General features: G+C 62.8%; 16 protein-coding genes. 1 reads left to right on the top strand and 15 read right to left on the bottom strand.

The features are described 5' to 3' along the window. Positions 1-8 precede the first annotated feature (8 nt). From ASD83_RS12600 to ASD83_RS12655, 12 genes are all read right to left on the bottom strand, one after another. Positions 9-962, bottom strand: coding sequence for an NAD(P)-dependent oxidoreductase (locus ASD83_RS12600; RefSeq protein ID WP_056311348.1), 954 nt, complete (start codon positions 960-962; stop codon positions 9-11). Next, a complete protein-coding gene (locus tag ASD83_RS12605) occupies positions 959-1,957 on the bottom strand; it encodes an MDR family oxidoreductase (protein ID WP_056311350.1) in 999 nt (332 codons plus the stop codon). The genes ASD83_RS12600 and ASD83_RS12605 overlap by 4 nt, the downstream gene beginning before the upstream one ends. 77 nt (positions 1,958-2,034) lie before the next feature. Next, entirely contained in the window at positions 2,035-3,909 is a 1,875-nt protein-coding gene (locus tag ASD83_RS12610) for an ABC transporter ATP-binding protein (protein ID WP_200946505.1), read from the bottom strand. 11 nt (positions 3,910-3,920) lie between these two features. Next, positions 3,921-4,805 carry an ABC transporter permease gene (locus tag ASD83_RS12615; RefSeq protein WP_200946506.1) on the bottom strand — a complete coding sequence of 295 codons (885 nt, stop codon included), beginning with the start codon at positions 4,803-4,805 and terminating at the stop codon, positions 3,921-3,923. Next, positions 4,806-5,741: an ABC transporter permease gene (locus ASD83_RS12620; protein WP_056311353.1), complete on the bottom strand. Its 936-nt coding sequence runs from the start codon at positions 5,739-5,741 to the stop codon at positions 4,806-4,808. A gap of 57 nt (positions 5,742-5,798) precedes the next feature. Next, positions 5,799-7,394 (bottom strand): ABC transporter substrate-binding protein, encoded by a 1,596-nt coding sequence (locus tag ASD83_RS12625; RefSeq protein ID WP_056311355.1) that lies wholly within the window; start codon positions 7,392-7,394, stop codon positions 5,799-5,801. Positions 7,395-7,469: 75 nt separating this feature from the next. Then, positions 7,470-9,062 (bottom strand): ABC transporter substrate-binding protein, encoded by a 1,593-nt coding sequence (locus tag ASD83_RS12630; RefSeq protein ID WP_056311357.1) that lies wholly within the window; start codon positions 9,060-9,062, stop codon positions 7,470-7,472. 24 nt (positions 9,063-9,086) lie between these two features. Further along, on the bottom strand, positions 9,087-10,199 hold the full coding sequence (locus ASD83_RS12635; protein ID WP_082561154.1) for a mandelate racemase/muconate lactonizing enzyme family protein: 1,113 nt from the start codon (positions 10,197-10,199) through the stop codon (positions 9,087-9,089). Then, entirely contained in the window at positions 10,196-10,648 is a 453-nt protein-coding gene (locus ASD83_RS12640; RefSeq protein WP_082561155.1) for an acyl-CoA thioesterase, read from the bottom strand. The genes ASD83_RS12635 and ASD83_RS12640 overlap by 4 nt, the downstream gene beginning before the upstream one ends. A 142-nt stretch (positions 10,649-10,790) precedes the next feature. Further along, on the bottom strand, positions 10,791-11,285 hold the full coding sequence (locus ASD83_RS12645) for a MaoC family dehydratase (RefSeq protein WP_082561156.1): 495 nt from the start codon (positions 11,283-11,285) through the stop codon (positions 10,791-10,793). Further along, positions 11,239-12,054, bottom strand: a complete 816-nt coding sequence (locus tag ASD83_RS12650; RefSeq protein ID WP_056311364.1) for a hypothetical protein — start codon at positions 12,052-12,054, stop codon at positions 11,239-11,241. The genes ASD83_RS12645 and ASD83_RS12650 overlap by 47 nt, the downstream gene beginning before the upstream one ends. Further along, positions 12,055-14,412: a CaiB/BaiF CoA transferase family protein gene (locus tag ASD83_RS12655; RefSeq protein WP_056311366.1), complete on the bottom strand. Its 2,358-nt coding sequence runs from the start codon at positions 14,410-14,412 to the stop codon at positions 12,055-12,057. It lies immediately after the preceding gene. 214 nt (positions 14,413-14,626) lie between these two features. Here ASD83_RS12655 and ASD83_RS12660 point away from each other — a divergent pair, with 214 nt between their 5' ends. Beyond that, positions 14,627-15,712, top strand: coding sequence for a LacI family DNA-binding transcriptional regulator (locus ASD83_RS12660; RefSeq protein WP_056311367.1), 1,086 nt, complete (start codon positions 14,627-14,629; stop codon positions 15,710-15,712). A gap of 36 nt (positions 15,713-15,748) precedes the next feature. On the opposite strand, the gene ASD83_RS12665 is transcribed toward ASD83_RS12660, so the two are convergent. Genes ASD83_RS12665 through ASD83_RS12675 form a run of 3 tightly spaced genes read right to left on the bottom strand, consistent with a single transcriptional unit; the run spans position 15,749 to position 19,478 of the window. Then, positions 15,749-17,212, bottom strand: a complete 1,464-nt coding sequence (locus ASD83_RS12665; RefSeq protein WP_056311369.1) for an NAD-dependent succinate-semialdehyde dehydrogenase — start codon at positions 17,210-17,212, stop codon at positions 15,749-15,751. Continuing rightward, a complete protein-coding gene (locus ASD83_RS12670) occupies positions 17,212-18,459 on the bottom strand; it encodes an iron-containing alcohol dehydrogenase (RefSeq protein ID WP_056311371.1) in 1,248 nt (415 codons plus the stop codon). Before ASD83_RS12670 ends, ASD83_RS12665 begins: the two co-directional genes overlap by 1 nt. A gap of 11 nt (positions 18,460-18,470) precedes the next feature. Beyond that, positions 18,471-19,478 carry an Ldh family oxidoreductase gene (locus tag ASD83_RS12675; RefSeq protein ID WP_056311373.1) on the bottom strand — a complete coding sequence of 336 codons (1,008 nt, stop codon included), beginning with the start codon at positions 19,476-19,478 and terminating at the stop codon, positions 18,471-18,473. Between the last annotated feature and the right edge of the window lie 3 nt (positions 19,479-19,481).

A 19,481-nucleotide genomic window follows, 5' to 3' on the forward strand; every position in this document is an offset into this window, starting at 1 on the left:
GTGTGCTTTCAGTATCCCAGGTCCCTGTTCACCTCGCCTTGCAGTTTCACCCGGTTGCGATACCGCTCCAGATTATCCCTGAAATAAGCATTGGCCCGCTGGCGGGTCTGCTGCGAGCTGCCGGAAATATGGGGGGAAATGCGGACCTTGGGATGAGTGAAGAGCCAATGCCCGTCCGGCAGAGGTTCCGGATCGGTAACATCGAGGGTGGCGCCCCCGAGATGGCCGTCCAGCGCCGTCCTGAGCGCCTCGGTATCGAGCAAAGCGCCACGGCCGACATTGATGAGATGGGCACCCGGCTTCATCAGGTTCAGCGCCGCCGCATCGATCATCCCGCGGGTTTCCGCGGTCAGTGGCGCACTGAGCACCACATGGTCAGAATTCCGCAGCAGCGCGTCCAATGGCAGCGACGCGACGCCCTCGACGCCCAAGGGCCCCGGAGAGCGCCGTGTTCCGACGACAGTCATGTCAAAGGCCAGCGCCCGCTGCGCGATAGCCTTGCCGATCTCGCCAAAGCCGACAATGCCAAGGGTCTGACCGGACAGGTCGGCCAGCTGGTGGTTGCGCCAGCCGCTGCTATCGACGGCCCAGATGGCGGGCATGTGCTTGGCAAAGCTCAACATCGCCGCCAGCACATATTCGCTGATCGGCACGGCATAGCCACCCCGGTTGACCGTGACCGTGGGCACGTCGAATATCCAGTCGGGATACTTGTCGATGCCGGTCGAGCGGAGATGGACCCATTTGAGGTTGAACGGCCAGCCGGCAGGCGCAGCCATGGCCTTGTGCAGGCCGATCGCCGCACTGTTCTGGTTGATCAGCAGCACTTCGGCATTATGGGGTATAGCCCAGGCGGTCTCGGGCGTCGTACCCAGCGCCACGAAACGAACGTCGCCCAAAACCCCCTCGCCGACCGAACCGGCGCGCCCGTCGTCATATTGATGACAGACGACAAGGCTCATGCCGTGTCCCGCGGATTGACGAGGATACGGCCCTTGACCTGCCCGGCCAGGATTTGCGCCGCCGCCGCCGGGAGCTGGTCGAGGCCCACTTCGCTCACCATGTCCGAATAGGCCGCGCGGTCGAATTCCTCCACGAGGCGCGACCAGGCGGCCACGCGCTGGGCATAGGGCTGCATGACGCTATCGACGCCGAGCAGCGACACGCCGCGCAGGATGAAGGGCAGCACATTGGTCTCAAGGCCGATCCCGCCGGCATTGCCGATGGCAGCAACGGCCCCGCCATATTTCATCTGCTTGAGCAGCTTGCCCAAAACCTTGCCGCCGACGCTATCCACCGCCCCGGCCCAGCGCGCCGTTTCCAGAACCTTGTCCGGTTCGGCCAGAAAGGCATCGCGCGCGATGATGCTGCGCGCGCCGAGCGCCTTCAGCGCATCGGCATGTTCCGGCCGCCCCGACAGGGCCGCCACATCAAAACCAAGCCGCGCCAACAGCGACACCGCAATCGATCCAACCCCGCCCGCGGCGCCCGTCACCAGCACTTCTCCGCCAGCCGGCGTCACGCCAGCCGCTTCGAGCCGCATGACGCAGAGCATGGCCGTCAGCCCGGCCGTACCCACGATCATGGCGTCGCGCGTGGAGAGTCCCCTAGGCAACGGCACCAGCCAGTCGGCCTTGACCCGTGCTCTTTCCGCATAGCCGCCCCAATGGGCTTCGCCGACCCGCCAGCCGGTAAGCACCACCTGGTCGCCTGGCCGATAGCGCTCATCGGCGCTCTCGCGCACCCTGCCGGCAAAATCTATGCCCGCCACATGGGGATAATTGCGCACAAGGCCGCCGGCCCCAGTCAGGCAGAGGCCGTCCTTGTAGTTGAGCCCGGCCCAATCCACATCGACGCTCACCTCCCCTTCCGGCAGCCGGTCATCCTCCAGCCGCTTTACCGCGGAGGAAACCTTGCCCTCGGCATCCCTATCGGTCACCAGCGCACGAAAACTCATTGTCTTGCCTCTTCTTCAATTCCAGTGGACATCGGCACGATCCGGCACACCATGGTGACCGTGTCGCGGCACGCCGTCTATACCGTCCAGTCGCTACCCCAGACCTGCACCACATGCCCGTCCGATACCCTGCGATATTCGCGCTTGGGCGGGTCGTAGTCGGCGGGGCGGATCGGGCTCCTGATCTCGTCATTGTTGATCGGGCGTACTTCCAACCGGCGCGCCGGATCGGGAATGGGCACCGCCGCCATCAGCCGCTTGGTATAGGGGTGCTGCGGATCGCCGAACACCGCCTTGACCGGTCCCATCTCGACGATTTCGCCCAGATACATCACCGCCACCTGATGGCTGATGCGCTCGACCACGGCCATGTCATGGGAGATGAAGAGATAGGCGAGGCCGAACTTTTCCTGCAGGTCGAGCATCAGGTTCACCACCTGGGCCTTGATTGATACGTCGAGCGCCGAAACCGACTCGTCGGCCACGATGATCTTGGGCTCGAGCGAGAGCGCGCGGGCAATGCAGATACGCTGCCGCTGTCCGCCGGAAAACTGCTGGGGATAGCGATTGGCCATTTCGGGCGCGAGGCCCACCTGTCCCAAAAGCTCCATCGCCTTCTGCCGTGCCTGTGCCTTGCTCCCGAGCTTATGCGTCAGATAGGGCTCGACAATGGCTTCGCCCACCGTGATGCGGGGGTTGAGGCTCGCATAGGGGTCCTGGAAAATCATCTGGATATGCCGGCGCATGTCGCGCATGCGCTCCTTGTCCAGCGCCAGGATATCGGTGCCATCAATGGCGATTTCCCCGCTTTGCGGCTCGACGAGGCGCATCAGCGTCCGGCCGGTCGTGGATTTGCCACACCCCGATTCCCCCACCAGCGAAAGCGTCTCGCCAGGGCGCAGGTCAAAGCTCACATTCTCCACCGCATGCACCCGGCCGCGCGGCCCGGAGAAAAAGCCGCCCGGAAGATCGAAGCGTTTGACGAGGTTTTTTACCCGCAATACCGGCTCGGCACTGTGCCGGATCGTGTCGGGGCGCAATTTGCCCGAAATAATCTGCCCGCTCTCGCGGTCAAGGGTCGGAAAATGCTGTGGCTGGCCATTGCCGCTCGCCGTGCCCAGTCTTGGCACTGCCGCAATCAGGGCCTTGGTATAGGGGTGGCGCGCCCGCGCAAAAATGGCATCGGTACCGTCGGCCTCGACCGCCTCGCCTTGCAGCATCACCACGGTCCGGTCGGCAATTTCGGCGACCACGCCCATGTCATGGGTGATGAACAGCACGCCCATCCCCTCTTCATGCTGCAATTGCTTGATCAGCTGCAGGATTTGCGCCTGGATGGTCACATCGAGCGCCGTGGTCGGCTCGTCCGCAATCAGCAGTTTTGGCTTGCAGGCAAGCGCCAGCGCAATCATCACCCGCTGCCGCATACCGCCCGAGAGCGAATGCGGATAGTCGTTGAGCCGTGATTTGGCCGCCGGCATGCGCACCCGGTCGAGCAGCCGCTCCGCCTCCACCATCGCTTCCCCGCCCGACATGATGCCATGGATGGTCAGCACTTCGGCAATCTGGCTGCCGATGGTTTGTAGCGGATTGAGGCTGGTCATCGCCTCCTGAAAGATCATGCCGATCTGCCGGCCGCGCACGGCGCGCATCTCGGCCTTGTTCAGCGTCAGCAATTCCCGGCCGCCGAGTTTCACCGAACCTTCCACCCGGCTCATCTCGGGATCGAAGAGGCGCATGATCGAGAGCGCCGTCACGGACTTGCCAGACCCGGACTCCCCTACGAGCGCCAGGGTTTCCTTGGCCGCGATGTCAAAGGAAATGCCCTTGACGATATCCACCCATCCGCTCGGCGTGCGAAACGAGGTCTTCAAATCGCGGACCGACACCACATTGTCCGACCCGGCCTCGGGCGCGATGGCTTCCTTGGCAAAACTACCCATTGCGGTCATGGCATGGTCTCCTAGCGGGCCGTGGATGGGTCGAGTGCATCGCGCACCGCGTCACCGACAAGATTGAAGGCCAGAACCACGAGCGTAATGGCCGCGCCCGCCCCGATGATCGGCCAGGGCGAACCGAAAAGGCTGTTGAGCCCATCGCGGATGATATTGCCCCAGCTCGGATTGGGCGCCTGCGTGCCGATACCGAGAAAGCTCAATGAGGCTTCGATCCGGATGGCCGAGGCGACCCACAGGGTCATCAGCGCCACGATCGGCGCCATGATATTGGGAATGATGTGCCGCAGGATGATCACCGGCGTCCGCACACCTACCGCGATGGCCGCCTCGACATAGGGTTCCTGCTTGACCGAGAGGGTCTGCGCCCGCGCCACCCGGGCAAATCCGGGAACGAAGGCGATGGTGATCACGGCGATGATGTTCCAGAAGCCGCCACCCAGCACCGCCGCGATCAGGATCGCCAGCAGCAGTTCGGGAAAGGCCAGCAGCAGGTCGACCAGCCGCGAGATGATCCGGTCCACCGTGCCGCCGAAATAACCGGCAACGACGCCCAGCAGCGTGCCGAAAATCGCCGCCAGCACCGGCGAGATGAAGCCGAACAGCAGCGAATTGCGCGAGCCGTAAATCATCCGGCTCAGCACATCGCGGCCGAACTGATCGGTCCCCAGCCAATTGTCCCAGCTCGGCAGCTTGTTGATCTTGAGCATGGATTGCGCCAGCGGATCATAGGGCGAAATCCACGGCGCCAGCACCGCGACCACCACGAAAACGGCGATAATAGCGCTGGCAAAGATCGTCGTAGCGCGACCGAAGAGAATCTTGCGGACCATCGTCAACGGCCCCGGCAAGGCGGGAATGGAGGGCATGCTGCCTTCGGACATAGCGGCCATTTACTGCACCTTCACGCGAGGATCGACGACGACATAGACCAGGTCCATCAGGAGGTTGATCAGAACCACGAACATGGCAAAGACCAGCACCCCGCCCTGGATCACCGCATAGTCGCGCTCGGCGATGGCGCTGATCAGCAGGCGCCCGATGCCCGGCCGGTTGAACACCAGCTCGATGGCAACCGATCCGGAGAGCGTAGAAAGAAGGCTCAGACCCAGGCCCGTGGTGATCGGCAGCATGGCGTTGCGCAGCCCGTGCCGGTAGATCACCCGGCTTTCCTTGGCGCCCTTGGCGCGGGCGGTGCGGATGTAATCCTTGCCGAAGACTTCAAGCAGGCTCGTCCGCGTCAGCCGCCCAAGAAACGCCGCCTTGACGAAGGCCAGCGTCAGCGCCGGCAGGAAGACATGATAAATTCGGTCCACGAACCCGTCGCCGGCCCCATTGATCGGGAACCAGCCCAGATTGAGCGAGAAGGTGATCAGCAAAAGCGCGCCGAGATAAAAATCGGGAATGGCATAGCCGATCAGCGAAAAAATCCGCACCCCGCTATCGGGCATCTTGTTGCGATTGGTCGCGGCGATCACGCCCAGCGGAATACCGGCGACAATGCCCATGAGCATGGCCATCACGGTCAGCTCGATCGTATAGGGCAGGTTCTGCGCGATCAGTTGCAACACCGGCGTATTGGACAGCAGCGAGCGCCCGAAATCGAGCGTCAGCACCCCGCCCAGAAAATTGAAATATTGCTGCCACAACGGCACGTTGAGGCCCATTTTCTCGCGGAATTCGGCGATCTGCTCGGGCAGCGCATTGTCGCCCAGCGCTGCCAATGCGGGATCGCCCGGCAGGATACGCATGGCGATGAACACGAGCGTGAGCACGAGGAGAATGGTGGGGATGGCATCCGCCAGCCTCAGAAGAAGGTATCGTGCCATTGCTGCGCCGCCTTTCAGGTTGAGGCGCCCGCCGCAGCGGGCGCCCGGAGGTTTGGATCAGGCCGTCTTGGTGGCGCGGTGGAAGCGCCAGCGCGCATAGCCGCTCTCGACGGGATAGCCGAGGTCGATCCTTGCATTGCGCACCGCCGTAAACGACAGCGTCGACAGCCCGATCAGCGGCAGGTCACGCAGCACCTGCAATTCGATCTGCTTGCAGGTTTCGAGATACGTCTCGTAATCCGTCGCCGAAAGCGCGGTGGCGAGCAGATCGTCGATGCCCGGCATGGCAACACCGTAATGGCTGTAATTGCCGCCGCCCGAGCCGTCCGACTTCACCTCCGAACGCGACGACAGCTGCTGGAAATAGATCTGCGTCGGGATCGGCGGATAGCTCGACGAATGCATGGCGAGCGTATTTTTGTCCGAGCGATTGTCGGCATGATAGGCGGTGTGATCGCCAATGATCAGGTTCATGTTGAACCCGGCCAGTCGCAACTGCTCCTGCACGATCAGCATGGTCGAGGAATAATCCTCGCGCTGGCTGCAATTGCTGTCAAAGCTGATGCCGTCGGGGAACCCGGCCTCGGCCAGCAGCGCCTTGGATTTCTGGGGATCATAAGGATATTGCAGCTCCGCCGGCAGGTCCTCGATCTTGTATCCCGCCGGAAAGAAACTCGGCTGCAATCCCGCCATGGTGCCGCCCATAGGGGCCAGCGCCTGCGCCACTGCCGGCCGGTCGATGGCATGCATCAGCGCCTGCCGCACCAAGAGATTGTCGAACGGCTTGCGGTTGAGATTGATATGGAGCGTGTTGAACGAGCCGGGCACGGTCATATCAACCTGCAGCGTTGCGTCGCGCTGGAGGATGGAGTCGATCCAGCCCGGCGCGCGCACCGCCTCGATGATATCGACATTCCCGCTCAGGAGCGCCAGCGTCCGCGCGGTGGTATCGGCAATATAGGTGCATTCGACATTGGCGATCTTGGCCTTATCCCCCCAATAGCCTTCATGCCGCTTGAGCTTGGTGCCCGATTCCGGATCGAACGTGACCAGTTCATAAGGCCCCGTTCCCACCGCATCGGTGATGAAGGCTTCCGCCCCGATTTCCTCGACAGCCTTTTTCGAAACGATGGAGCTGTTATTGGAAAAGATCGTCGTGCCCAGAAGGTTCACGTCGGGCGTCTTGAGCGTGATCGTCACCTCATAGGGCCCATTGGCCACCACGCTCTCGATATTGGAGAAGATGGTCTTGTTGGTGCCGTGGTCGATGGCGCGCTCATAGGAGAACACCACGTCCTCCGAGGTCATCTCGCCAAAACCCTTATGAAACTGCACCCCTTCGCGCAGCTTGAAGGTCCAGACCCTGGCATCGTCCGACGTGCTCCATTCCGTCGCCAGCGTCGGCAGATATTCCTCGGGCTTGAGCGCGAAGCGGCCATCGTCAGGCCGAACGAGCTGTTCATACATCTGCTCTGTCGCCCAATTGTCCGACCCTTGCGTCGTTTCATTGGGGTCGGAATGGCGCGGGCCATTGGCGGCAATGCCGATCCGGATGATGTCCGCATCCTGCGCATTGGCCGCGGTGACACCCACCACGCTCAGCGCCGTGCTGGCCGCGGCAAGTTCGAGAAAATTCCGTCTGTTCAGGCTCATCTTGCCTCCTCCCAGAGAACATCGATCACGCCGTTTTGCCGGCTTTGAAATCACGCCGTAGCGGCGCGATAGAGATCACGCCTTGGTGGCGCGATGCAGTCTCCAACGTGCGTAACCACTCTCCACCGCGTAGCCGAGGTCGAGACGGGGATTGCGCACCATGGTGTAGGACAGGGTCGAAAGACCGATCAGCGGCAGGTCTGTAAGAACCTTCAGCTCGATCTCGCGGCACAATTGGACATAGGTGTCGTAGTCGGTCGCCGCGAGCGCCTGTTCGAGGAGGTCATCGACCCCCGGAATAGCGACGCCATAATGGCTGTAATTGCCGCCGCCCGTTCCGTCCGCCTTCACTTCCGCTTTGGAATAAAGCTGCTGGATGTAGATCTGCGTCGGGATCGGCGGATAGCTCGAGGCGTGCATCGCCAGCGTATTTTTGTCCGAGCGATTGTCGGCGTGATAGGCGGTGTGATCCCCGATGATCAGGTTCATGTTGAACCCGGCCGGGCGGATCAGCTCCTGCACGATCAGCATGGTGGAGGAATAGTCCTCGCGCTGGCTGCAAAGCGCGTCAAAGCTCACCCCATCGGGAAAGCCCGCCTCGGCGAGGAGCGCCTTGGATTTTTCAGGATCATAGGGATATTGCAGCTCGGCCGGCAGGTCCGCGGTCTTGAGCCCCGGCGGAAAGAAGTCCGGCTGCAACCCAACGAGCAGCCCACCCATCGGCGCGAGTGCCTGGGCCACCGTCGGCCGGTCGATGGCGTGCATCAGCGCCTGGCGCACCAGCAGATTATCGAACGGCTTACGGTTGAGGTTGATGTGAAGGGTATTGAACGAGCCCGGCACCGTCATATCGACCAGAAGGTTCGGGTCGCGCTGCTTGATCGTATCGATCCAGCCCGGCGCCCGCACCGCTTCGATCATATCGACCTGGCCCGAGACCAAAGCCAACGTCCGCGCCGTCGTATCGGCAATATAGAGGCACTCGATATTGCCGACCTTGGCCTTGTCGCCCCAATAGTCCTCGAAGCGCTTGAGATAGACGCCCTTCTCCGCATCGTAGCGCACCAGTTCATAGGGACCCGTCCCCACGGCATCGGTGGTGAAGGCTTCCACCCCGATCTCTTCATAGGCCTTCTTGGAGACGATATTGGTATTGAGCGCAAAGACCGTTGTGCCGAGGAAGTTCACATCGGGCGCAGTCAGCGTGATGATCACTTCATAAGGACCATTGGCGACGACATCGGCGACATTGGCCATGATGACCCGCCCGGTCCCAAAATCCTTGGCCTTCAAATAGGTGAAGGCCACGTCCTCGGCGGTCATCTCGCCATAACCACGATGGAACTGCACGCCTTCGCGCAGCTTGAAGGTCCAGGTCCTGGCATCTTCCGATACGGTCCATTCCGTCGCGAGAACCGGCAGATATTCCTCGGGCTTGAGAGCAAAACGCCCGTCATCGGGACGCGCGAGCTGCTCATACATCTGCTCGGTGGCCCAGTTGTCGGGTCCCTGCGTCGTCTGGTTCGGATCGGAATGGCGCGGGCCGTTCGCGGCCAGCGCGATGCGGATCGTATCATCGCCCTGCGCCTGCGCGGCCGAAAGGCCAAGGCCCGACAGCGCCGTCGAAGCAGCAGCCAGTTCGAGGAAGTTGCGGCGGTTCAAAGTCATAAAAAGTCTCCTCCGGCGGCGCGCTTAGCGGCGGCGCTTTTCCAGTTCGTCTTCGATCAGGTCGAGCCCCAGCCCCGGACCATCCGGAATGCGGAATTTTCCGCCTTCCGGCTTGGGCAGATTGCGGAAGGCTGGATGCATGCGGGTATCGGGGTCGGCGAATTCGGCAGGCTTGGTCAGATGCATGATGGTCGCGAGCACATGCAGGTTCGCCACGTGGCCGATGGTTGGCTGGGTCTGGTGCGGCACCAGTTCGACGCCATGGGCGAAGCAGATGGCGGCACATTGCATCAGCCCGGTAATGCCGCCCATCTTGACGATATCGGGCTGCACCATGCGTACGCCGGCATTGATGACGTCGACCAGCGCCTGGGTCGTATAGGTCTGCTCGGCCGCCGAAACGGTGATGTCGAGCCGCTGCGCCACCTCGCCCATGGCGCGCACGTCATAGTGCTGCACCGGCTCTTCGAACCAGATGAAACCCAGCTCTTCCAGAGCCCGGCCAACGCGAATGGCACCGCCGACCGAATATTGATTATTGGCATCGAAGGCGAGCGGGAAGTCGTCGCCGACAAGCTTGCGCACCGCCTTGGCCTTGGCGATATCGCCGGGAATGTCATAGTCCTGCCGCGTGCGGTCGCCGTCCCAGCGGATTTTGATGGCGGCTGGCGTCTCGCTCTTCCAGCGCGCTTCCACCACGCGCACCGTCTCGTCCACGGTGCGGCCGGCATTGCCGCCAATCGAGGCATAAAAGGGCACTTCCGTGCGCCAGCCGCCGCCCAGCAGTTTGTAGATCGGCAGGTTGAACAGCTTGCCCTTGATATCCCAGAGCGCGATGTCGAGCGCGGCCAGCGCGCCGGTCACTGCGCCTTCCGGCCCCAGCTTCACATAGCGATGCAGCAGCCGGTCATAGATCACCGCATGGTCCAGCACATCGGCGCCGACCAGCGAGGCCGCAGCATCACGCAGCACCCAGAGGGAATGCTCGCCGCCATGCATGGGCGAAGCCTCGCCATAGCCGACCAGTCCCTCTTCGGTCGTCACCTTGACCAGCGCACTGCGCCGGCCCGGCGGGTCGCCCGGATTCCATTCTACCTGGAAGGCATCGACGGCTTTGATCACTGACGCACGGCTCACGCGGATATCTCCTGGGCAATAGCGATGGTTTCGAGATGTTGGCGCACTGCTCGATCGAGCGGCGCCGGCCGCTTGGTAGCGGGGTCGAGAAAGACATGGACAAAGTGGCCGTCGGCCACGGCCTCAGCTCCACCATTGATGAAGGCGGCAAGCCCGTAGCGAACCGAGGATGTGCCGAGCCGCTCCACCCTCAGGCCCATTTCGAGCCGGTCGGTGAAGACGATTTCGCGCAGAAACCGGCAGCCATTTTCCGCCACCACCATCGACATCCCGCCCGGCGCGATGCGGGCATCCCTCTGCGTGTGAAGGAAGCGCACGACCGCGGTGTCGAAGAACTCATAATATTGCGCATTGTTGACGTGGCCGAACACGTCAATGTCGTTCCAGCGCAAGGTGATGTCGCAAAACCAGCGATAGTCCTGCCTGCTTGCTGCCGGCAACCGTCCCATCACGCACCACGACCGGCGCGCGTCATCCGCACCTGCCGATGCCTCGCCATAGCCTTCTCCTCCGCACCTGCCGATCTGAAGTCGGCTTTTGGTGCAATTTCTTCGCTCAGCTTACCCGTATTGAAACCGTATGCAAGAGCCTTTAGCCCTCTTTTGCATCCGTATTCATCCATTTCATCACATGCTCGGCAACAGCCACCGTCACGCCGTGCTGATTGACCACCGCAACATCGGCGAGAGAGCGGCGCCTGGCCTCGTCCACACTCTTGATGGTGTAGCTGGCGGTCACTGTGTCGCCGAAGAAAACCGGCGCGACAAAGCGCAACCTGTCATAGCCGAGCGACACCGGAACATCGCGATTGCCCCGCGCCTGAGCCGCGCGGATCGCCATCGTACCGACGGCCGACATATAGCCGACCAGCAATGCACCATGAGCGATGAGCCGGCCAAAACTCGATCTGGCCATGAAATCGGGATCGGTATGAGCCTCATAGTCGTCGCCGCTGAGGCGAACGAAATCACTCACGTTTTCTGCTGTCACGGGGAACAGTCTGCTAACATTTAGCCCCTCAAGGGTAACGCCAAATGGCTCATCCATAGATCTGCGTCCTCCGAAAACGCGCTGCGATTTTGCCATCGGCAAACATGTATTCTTCGCTCACCAGATAGTGCCGCCCCTTGCGCTCAAACGTCTCGACCACCTCGCCACCGACCCGGATTTGCTGGCCCGGACACACCAATCCGAAATGCTGCGTCTCCGTCGACACCAGCACAAAGGGCCCCGGCAGTTTCCAGGTCGAATTGGTATCGCCCATCGCAAGCCGCATCAGCATGCCCGAATGCACGAAACCGGGATCTCGATAGAGCCCATGCGTCTCACCAAAATCGGCCAGAGAGGTCTCGAACGCCTCCTCCGTCAGCACCCGCTCCCGGCTGCGCAGCGGCAGCCCGGCTTGCAGGCCGCCCGCCGCAATCACAGGCGGATTATCGAGCATTGGCAATAATTTAACGGCACCATCTTCTGGCGGCTCCGGCGCCCGGTGCGGCAGGGCAATCCAGCCCTCGGCCACCTCCTCGGCATCGCCATTCCGAACCACGACCATGGCCTTCTGCGCACCATCTTCATCGAGCAATGGACCGGCACTGACCGTAATATTCTCATGATTATAGACCGGCCGGCGAAAGCGGGCCGACATGGCTCCGCGCTCTGCCCAGTCCTGTCCCCAGGCCTCGATAGCCAACCGGCTCATATGCCCATAAACAAAGGCCCCCGGCACCAGCGCAGCCTTATAGCCACGCGCCCGCGCCACGGCATCGTCATGGATCGAACCCCGATAATGCGGGGCATCCCCGAGCAGAACATGGACCTTCAGCTCAGCCGGAAACGATGTTGCCAAGGCGCTCATCTACGCCCCCGCCAGCGGGACATTGCCCATCGCATCGCTGGCTTCGATGACAGCTATTTCCTCAGGCGTCAGCCCCAATATGGTCTCGAGCACATGCCTGTTGTGCCCGCCGAATTGCGGCGCCGGCCGCACCTGCCCACCGGGCGTTTCACTCAAGTGAATCGGCAGACCCGGATGACGATGCCGGCCAGCATCGGGATGCTCGAGTTCGGTGAAGAAACCGCGATAATCGAGGTAGGGGTCCGCCGCAAGATCCTTGGGCGTCTGCACCGGAGCCGCCGCCACCCCTAGCGCTTGTAGCCCCTCGGCGATGGCGTGCTTGTCGCGCGTTCGGGTCCAGCCTGAAATAATCTCGCCGAGCGCCGCATGGTGCTCAAGCCTTTGTTGCAGCGAACAAAACCGTGGATCTATAGCCAATTCTGGACGTTCCATGGCGTGGCACAGCGCCACCCATTGCCCCTCATCAAGGGCCGCGATCGCCACCCATTGATCCGCCCCCGCTGCCGGAAAAGCGTCATGGGGCGCGGCGAAATTCACCTGGTTGCCACTGGGCAAGGGATCAATCCCCGTTTCAGCAGCCGCCAGAATTTCAGCGCCGATCAACTGCATGGCCGCCTCAACCTGCGGCACTTCCACATACTGGCCCCTGCCCGTTTGCTGCCGATAAATCAAAGCCGTCAGCACGGCCGCCGCGGCATTGAACCCGCCAATCGGATCGAGATAGGACGGCCCGGTCACCTCCGGCTGGCCATCGGGATAGCCGATCATCGCCGACATACCGGCCGCCATTTCCATCGTCGGCCCCAGCGCGGCATAGCTCGCCATCGGGCCGGTTACGCCAAAGGCCGGCAGCTCGGCAACGATGATATCGGGCTTGATGGCAGCAAGCGCCGCATAGTCCAGCCCGAGCTTTTTCAGCGTGCCCGGCCGGAAATTACAGATCAGCACATCGGCCACGCCGACCAGCTGCCGCAGCGTCGCCCGTCCCTGCTCGGTCTTGAGATTAAGGATGCAACTGAGCTTGTTGACGTTCTGGGAATTGAACAGGAACGAGCGGTCGTACCAGCGACTACCCGGCTCGCCGTCGGGAAAGTTCACCGGGTTGGGCTTATCCTTGTTAAGCCGCCAGGAATTGACCCGATTGGGCGCCTCGACATGAATGCTCTCGGCCCCGAAATAGGCCAGCACACGCCCCGACATCGGCCCCGCCCAGGCCGTCGTCAACTCGATGACACGCACATCGCCAAGCGGGCGTGCAGGCGCAACACCACTCTTGATCTTCTGGGCGCGATCGGGACCAGCGCTGTCACCAGCAGAGCCCAGAACAGGCGCCGGACCCTGCACTTGCCGGGGCGTTTCGGTCATGCGGAATGGAGGCCCAAGAATGGTCCTGCCGTCCACTTTTTCCCAATAGTTACGGGCCAGAAGATGCCGGCTTTTGATCAACTCGGAAGGGCGATAGGCCTTGGCCGCAATCACCTGCGCCGTCTGTAAAACCTCGACCAGATCCTCCGCCGCCATATCGGCAACCTTGTCCTGGATAATGGCGAAAAGCGCGTCCCAATGTGCCCGCCGCTCGGCCGGATCGGCAAAGCGCGGGTCCATCTCATAGTCCAGGAGGCCCAAGGCCTCGAGCAGCGCATGCCAGCGGAAATTATAGATCCAGATGCACACCCAGCCATCGCGGCACAGCACCTGCCCGGCCTGCACCGCCTGGTCGGTCCGCAGGCGATCCGTACCGTTATAAATGTGCTGCATCACATAGGGAAAACACATGGCCGCCGCCGTCTCGGCTGCATCGATCCGCACCACCTGCCCCCGGCCCGTAGCCTCCCGCGCATAAAGCGCCGTCAGCGCGCCGATATAGGCGCCGACCCCAGCCGCCATCTCCGCGCGATTTCCCGTACCAAAAAGCGGCTCGCGTCCCGCCGCGCCATTGTTGTGCATCATGCCCGAGAGCGCCTGCAGCACAATCTCCGGCCCCAACCACCCCGCCCGCGGCCCGTCGCTACCAAAACTCGAAGCCACCACAACAACAGCCGCCGGATACCGGCGAGACACCGCCGCCCCATCCCCATCGCCCGGCAAAACCACCACATCCGCCGCACCCAGCAAACCGGCCAGCAACGGATCATCCATCCCCTCAATCACATAAGACCGCTTGCCGAGATTAAGATGCGCGAACTGGAGTGACTCGCCATCCCGGGCAAAGGGCGGCATCCGCCGGACAGGCGAGCCATCGGACGTCTCGACCAGCGCGACCTTGGCCCCGAAATCGGCGAACAGCCGCGCGCAATACTGCCCGGCAAGGCTATTGGAAAGATCGACCACATTCAGGTGACCCAAGGCGCCAGTCATGGCCGCTCCTCGACTACAACACGTGTCAGAAAAAAGCTCCTCCGCGCACCGAAAGGCCCGCGCCGGCATGCCCGTCCGCCCGCGTTGTCATGGGGTCGGTTCCGGTTGCCTTACCTTGAAACTGTAGCCGTCATTGCATCCGTATGCAACGACGAGTTTGCATCCGCTTGTCACTTCGTGCGATAGATCGCCAGCGAGTTGATCGGGTGGGTGCATGAGCGGGGCTGATATTGCAGGTACCAAACGGACCAAGCCGATCACCGCGCGGGAGCTGGCCCGTCTTTTGGGTGTTAGCCAGTCGGCAGTTTCGCGGGCCTTTACACCCGGCACCTCCATTTCCCCTGAACTGCGCCAGCGCATCCTGCGCGCCTCCGAGGAACTGGACTATCAACCCAATGCCATCGCCTCGATGCTGTCGACGCGCCGCAGCAATATCGTCGGCATCGTCGTGTCGGAGATGCAGAACCCTTTTTACCCGACGCTGATCGAGAAACTGTCGCGCAGCCTGCAGCAGGCGGGGCTGCAAAGCCTGATGTTCAACATCACGCGCGGCTCCAATGTCGAAGAGCAGCTGGTCGCGTTGCGCAAATACAATGTCGATGCGGTTGTGGTCATCTCGGCAACGGTGGTGTCCGGCCCCTCGCTGCGCTGGGCCACCGAAGGCCGGGCCGCGGTCCTGGTCAACCGGGCCATTCCGGAGGGCGGCATCGCGACGGTCACCTGCAACAATGTCGACGGCGCGCGGACCATCGCCAACCACTTCCACGAGATCGGGCGGCACAAGGTAGCTTATATCGGCGGCCTGCCCCACACCTCCACCAATATGGAGCGCCAGGGCGCCTTCATCCAGCGCGTCGCCGAACTGGGTATGGTGCTCACTCACAGCATGTCCGCCGGAGAATACAGCTTCGAAGCGGGCTATCATGCAGCGCTCGAGCTGATTGCCAACAGCCGGCCTGACGCGATCTTCTTTGCCAATGATATCCTGGCCATGGGCGGCATGGAGGCGCTGCGCGACGTTGCAGGCCTGCGCATCCCCGAGGACATTGCCGTGGCCGGCTTCGATGATATCACGCTCGGGCACTGGCCACGCTTTTCGCTGACCTCTTACAGCCAGCCCGTGGACCAGATGGTCGCAACGACGATCGATCTGATTACCCGGCAACTGGCAAATCCCGATCATCCCGTCACCACTATTCAGCTAAGTGGCGAACTGTTCGTTCGCCACTCGAGCGTCGCCGCAACGCCACCGGAAGCGGTGCCCCGGACCCATCCACAGACGACCAAAGCAGCGCCCTGAATCGTTTGCCGGCGCTTGCCGTGCCCTGGTCCATCCTCACCAGGACACCGCGATATATTTGGCTTCGCAGAACTCCAGAATGCCGTGATGAGCGCCCTCGCGGCCGAGGCCACTCTGTTTGACACCACCAAAAGGTGCGGCCGGGTCCGAGGCGAGGCCCCGATTGAGTCCGACCATGCCAGCCTCAATCTTTTCGGAGACACGCAGACCACGGGCCATGTCTCCTGTGAAGACATAGGCAATGAGGCCATATTCGGTATCATTAGCCTTGGCGATGACTTCCTCTTCAGTCTTGAAGCTGGCGAGCGGCGCCACGGGCCCGAAGATTTCGTCTCGCACCAGCATGGAGTCCGCAGGCACGTTCTTGAGCACGGTGGGCGGATAATAGTAGCCCTCGCCGCCCGCCGCCTTGCCGCCAGCCAGCGCTGCGGCGCCCTGCCCGACGGCCGCGTCCACCAGGCCGCTGATCCGATCGAGCGCCTCCTGATTGATCAGCGGACCGCATTGCACGCCGTTGTCATAACCCTTGCCCAGCTTGAGCGCGCCCATGCGTTCGGCGAGCTTCTTGGCGAAGGCATCCATGATGCCTTCCTGCACATAGAAGCGGTTGGCGGCGGTGCAGGCCTCCCCGCCATTGCGCATCTTGGCCACCATCGCCCCCTCGATCGCCAGATCGAGATCGGCATCGTCGAAGACCACGAAGGGGGCATTTCCGCCCAGTTCCATGGAGCATGAAATGACCGTGTCGGCGGCCTCGCGCAACAGGCGGCGTCCCACTTCGGTCGAGCCGGTAAAGCTCAACTTGCGCACGCGCGAGTCATGCAGCATGGCGCTGACGGTGGCGCCGGCCTTGGAGGTGGTGAGCACATTGACCACGCCATCGGGCACGCCGGCCTCGCGATAGATTTCGGCCAGGGCATAGGCGGTAAGCGGCGTCTCGGTTGCCGGCTTGAGCACGCAGGTGCAGCCGGCCGCCAAAGCCGGGGCGATCTTGCGGGTCGCCATGGCGGCGGGGAAATTCCATGGTGTCACCAGCACAGCGACGCCGATGGGCTGATACTGCACCAGGATGCGGTTGGCCCCGCTAGGCGCCACCGACAGGTCGCCATTGAGGCGCACGGCCTCTTCGGAGAACCAGCGGAAGAATTCGGCGGCATAAACGACTTCACCCTCGGCATCGGGCAGGGCCTTGCCGTTTTCGAGGCTGATCAGCTGGGCCAGCATGGCCTTGCGCTCAATCATCAGCTCGTAGCAGCGGCGCAGGATGTCCGAGCGCTTGCGGGGCGCCGTGGCAGCCCAGGCCGGGGCTGCGGCATGGGCCGCGTCGACGGCACTTAGGGCGTCCTCGACACTGGCATCGGCAACGCTGGTGATTGGCTTGCCGGTAGAGGGATCGATGACATCGATGCGCTTGCCGGTGCTGCCGGGGCGCCACTGGCCGCCGATCCAGAGGTCGGCTGGCAGCGTGGCGGGATCGAAGGAAAAAGGAGAACTGGTCATCAGCTTGCTCTGGCGTCAGGTTGATTGGGTGAGGAAAGGGACTGGCGATCGCCCGAGAAGGCGGCGGCGACCAACTGGTCCATGCCGGCGCGGTCAACCGGCCTCGGATTGTTCTTGATCAGGCGGTTGGCGCCCAGCGCCTGTTCGGCGATCCAGGGCAGATCCTTGGCCGCGATGCCGATCTCGGCCAGGGTTGCAGGTATCCCAACGGCGCCGAGCAGTTTCGTGATGCCCTCGATGGTCGCATCGGCCGCGGCCTCGTCGTCGCTATTGCCCGTAACGAGGCTCATCAGGCGCCCAACCGTCGCAATCTCGGCGGTGACGTGGTGGCGGTTGAACTGGAGAGCATAGGGCAACATCAGCGCGACGCCCAGGCCATGGGCGGTGTGGGTCAATGCCCCCACCGGATATTGCACGGCGTGGCAAATCGAAGTCCCGGCGCTGCCGAACGCAAGGCCCGCCAGCATGGAGCCCAACATGACATCGGTCCGGGCAACGAGGTCATCGCCTTGATCGACGGCGCGCACCAGCGACTGGCCGATGCTGGCAATGGCCGTCCTCGCATGCTGGTCGGTCAATGCATTCTTGCCCACGAAGACATGTTCGAGGGTGATCGCCGCATCGCCATCGCGGGGGGCATTGGTAAAAGCCTCGATGGCATGCACCAGCGCATCGGCGCCCGAAGCGGCGGTCAGGCCCGGCGGGCAGGTCAGCGTCAATTCGGGGTCGCAGATCGCCGTGTCGGGAATGAGATAGGGGCTGGCGATTCCCACTTTGACCGCCCGGTCGGGATCGGCGACCACGGCGACAGGAGTAACTTCCGAACCGGTGCCGGCGGTGGTCGGCACGGCAACGACTGGCAGCAGGGGACCGGGTATCTTGAACTCGCCATAATAGTCGCTCATCGCGCCGCCATGGGTCAGCAGCAGCGCGATAACTTTCGCGGCATCAATGCAGCTGCCGCCGCCAATGCCAACGATAACATCGGCCGAAGCGGCACGACCGGCCACGACACCGGCTTCGATACATTCGGCCGGCAATTCGGCTTCCACGCCGTCATAAAGGGTGACCGCGACGCCGGCCGCGCGGATGGTGTCGATCACAGCGGCAAACTGGGCATCGGCGGCCATGCGGGCATCGGTAACGACCAGGGCCCGGGCGCCGAGCTTGGCCACATAGCCGCCCAGCGCCAGGCGCTGTCCGCGGCCAAACAGGATATTTCGAGGTGAGCGCAAAGCCCCAAACATGGGTCGTTCCTTCAATTGGTCAAAGCCGGCTCTCCGGCAAGTTCGCAGAGGCGGCTCCAGGTCACGTCAGCGACCTTTATGCCTTCCTTTATGGCCCGCTGGCGCAGATCGCGGCCACGTTCTCCCGGAATACGGACCTCGCTGAAGCCTTCGGCGGGCGCCTCGGCCCGCAAGAGGTCGAGAAAACCGGCAACCGGGGCGAGGTTTTGGTCGATGACGATAAAGAGGTCCGCCTTGCTGGCAACCTCGGTAGAATCGAGCGTGCCCTTGACCTCGCGCCCGATGGCGGCACCAGCCAAGCTCGTCACCAGCAATTCGAAAGCCAACCCCAGGGCGTAACCCTTGGCATTGCCAAAGGGGGCAATCGCCCCGTCGCGCGCTGCGGCCGCATCAGTGGTCGGATTACCCTCTCCGTCGAGCGCCCAGCCGAGCGGAATGGGCGCACCACGATTGGCATGGTCATGCACTTCGCCCATCGAGACGATACTGGTGGCCGTATCCATCATGAAGGGTCCGTTGCCCGTCGGCAGGCCGATAGCGATTGGATTGGTACCGATCATGGCCCGGCGTCCGCCCCAGGGGTGGACCAGGGCCTCGCTGGTGGAAAAGGCGATGAGACAACGGCCCGCTTCGGCCACGCGGTCGGCATAAAAACCGAGCATGCCGATATGATTGGAATTGGCGATGGAGGCGAGCGCGACGCCCTGAGTGCTGGCTCGTTCGAGCAGGGCATCGATGGCCGCCTGCGCCACGACGGGCCCGAGCCCTCGCTGCCCGTCGACATGGAGGAAACCGGGCGCGCGCCAATCGTGATGGCCGCGCGTCGTGGGATCGGCGACACCATTGGCGATGCGCTCGACAATCCTCGGGAGGCGCAGCAAGCCATGCGAGGCGATGCCCCGCATTTCCGCGTCGAGCAGCAGATCGCGCTGCAGCACAGCATGCGCGTCCGGCACGCCCGCCTGAGCGAGAATGCGGTCGACGACGATCACGGCCTTTGAATAATCAATACTGGGCATAGA

This window comes from Devosia sp. Root685 (genome assembly GCF_001427875.1).
In the GTDB taxonomy this organism is placed as follows: Bacteria; Pseudomonadota; Alphaproteobacteria; order Rhizobiales; family Devosiaceae; genus Devosia.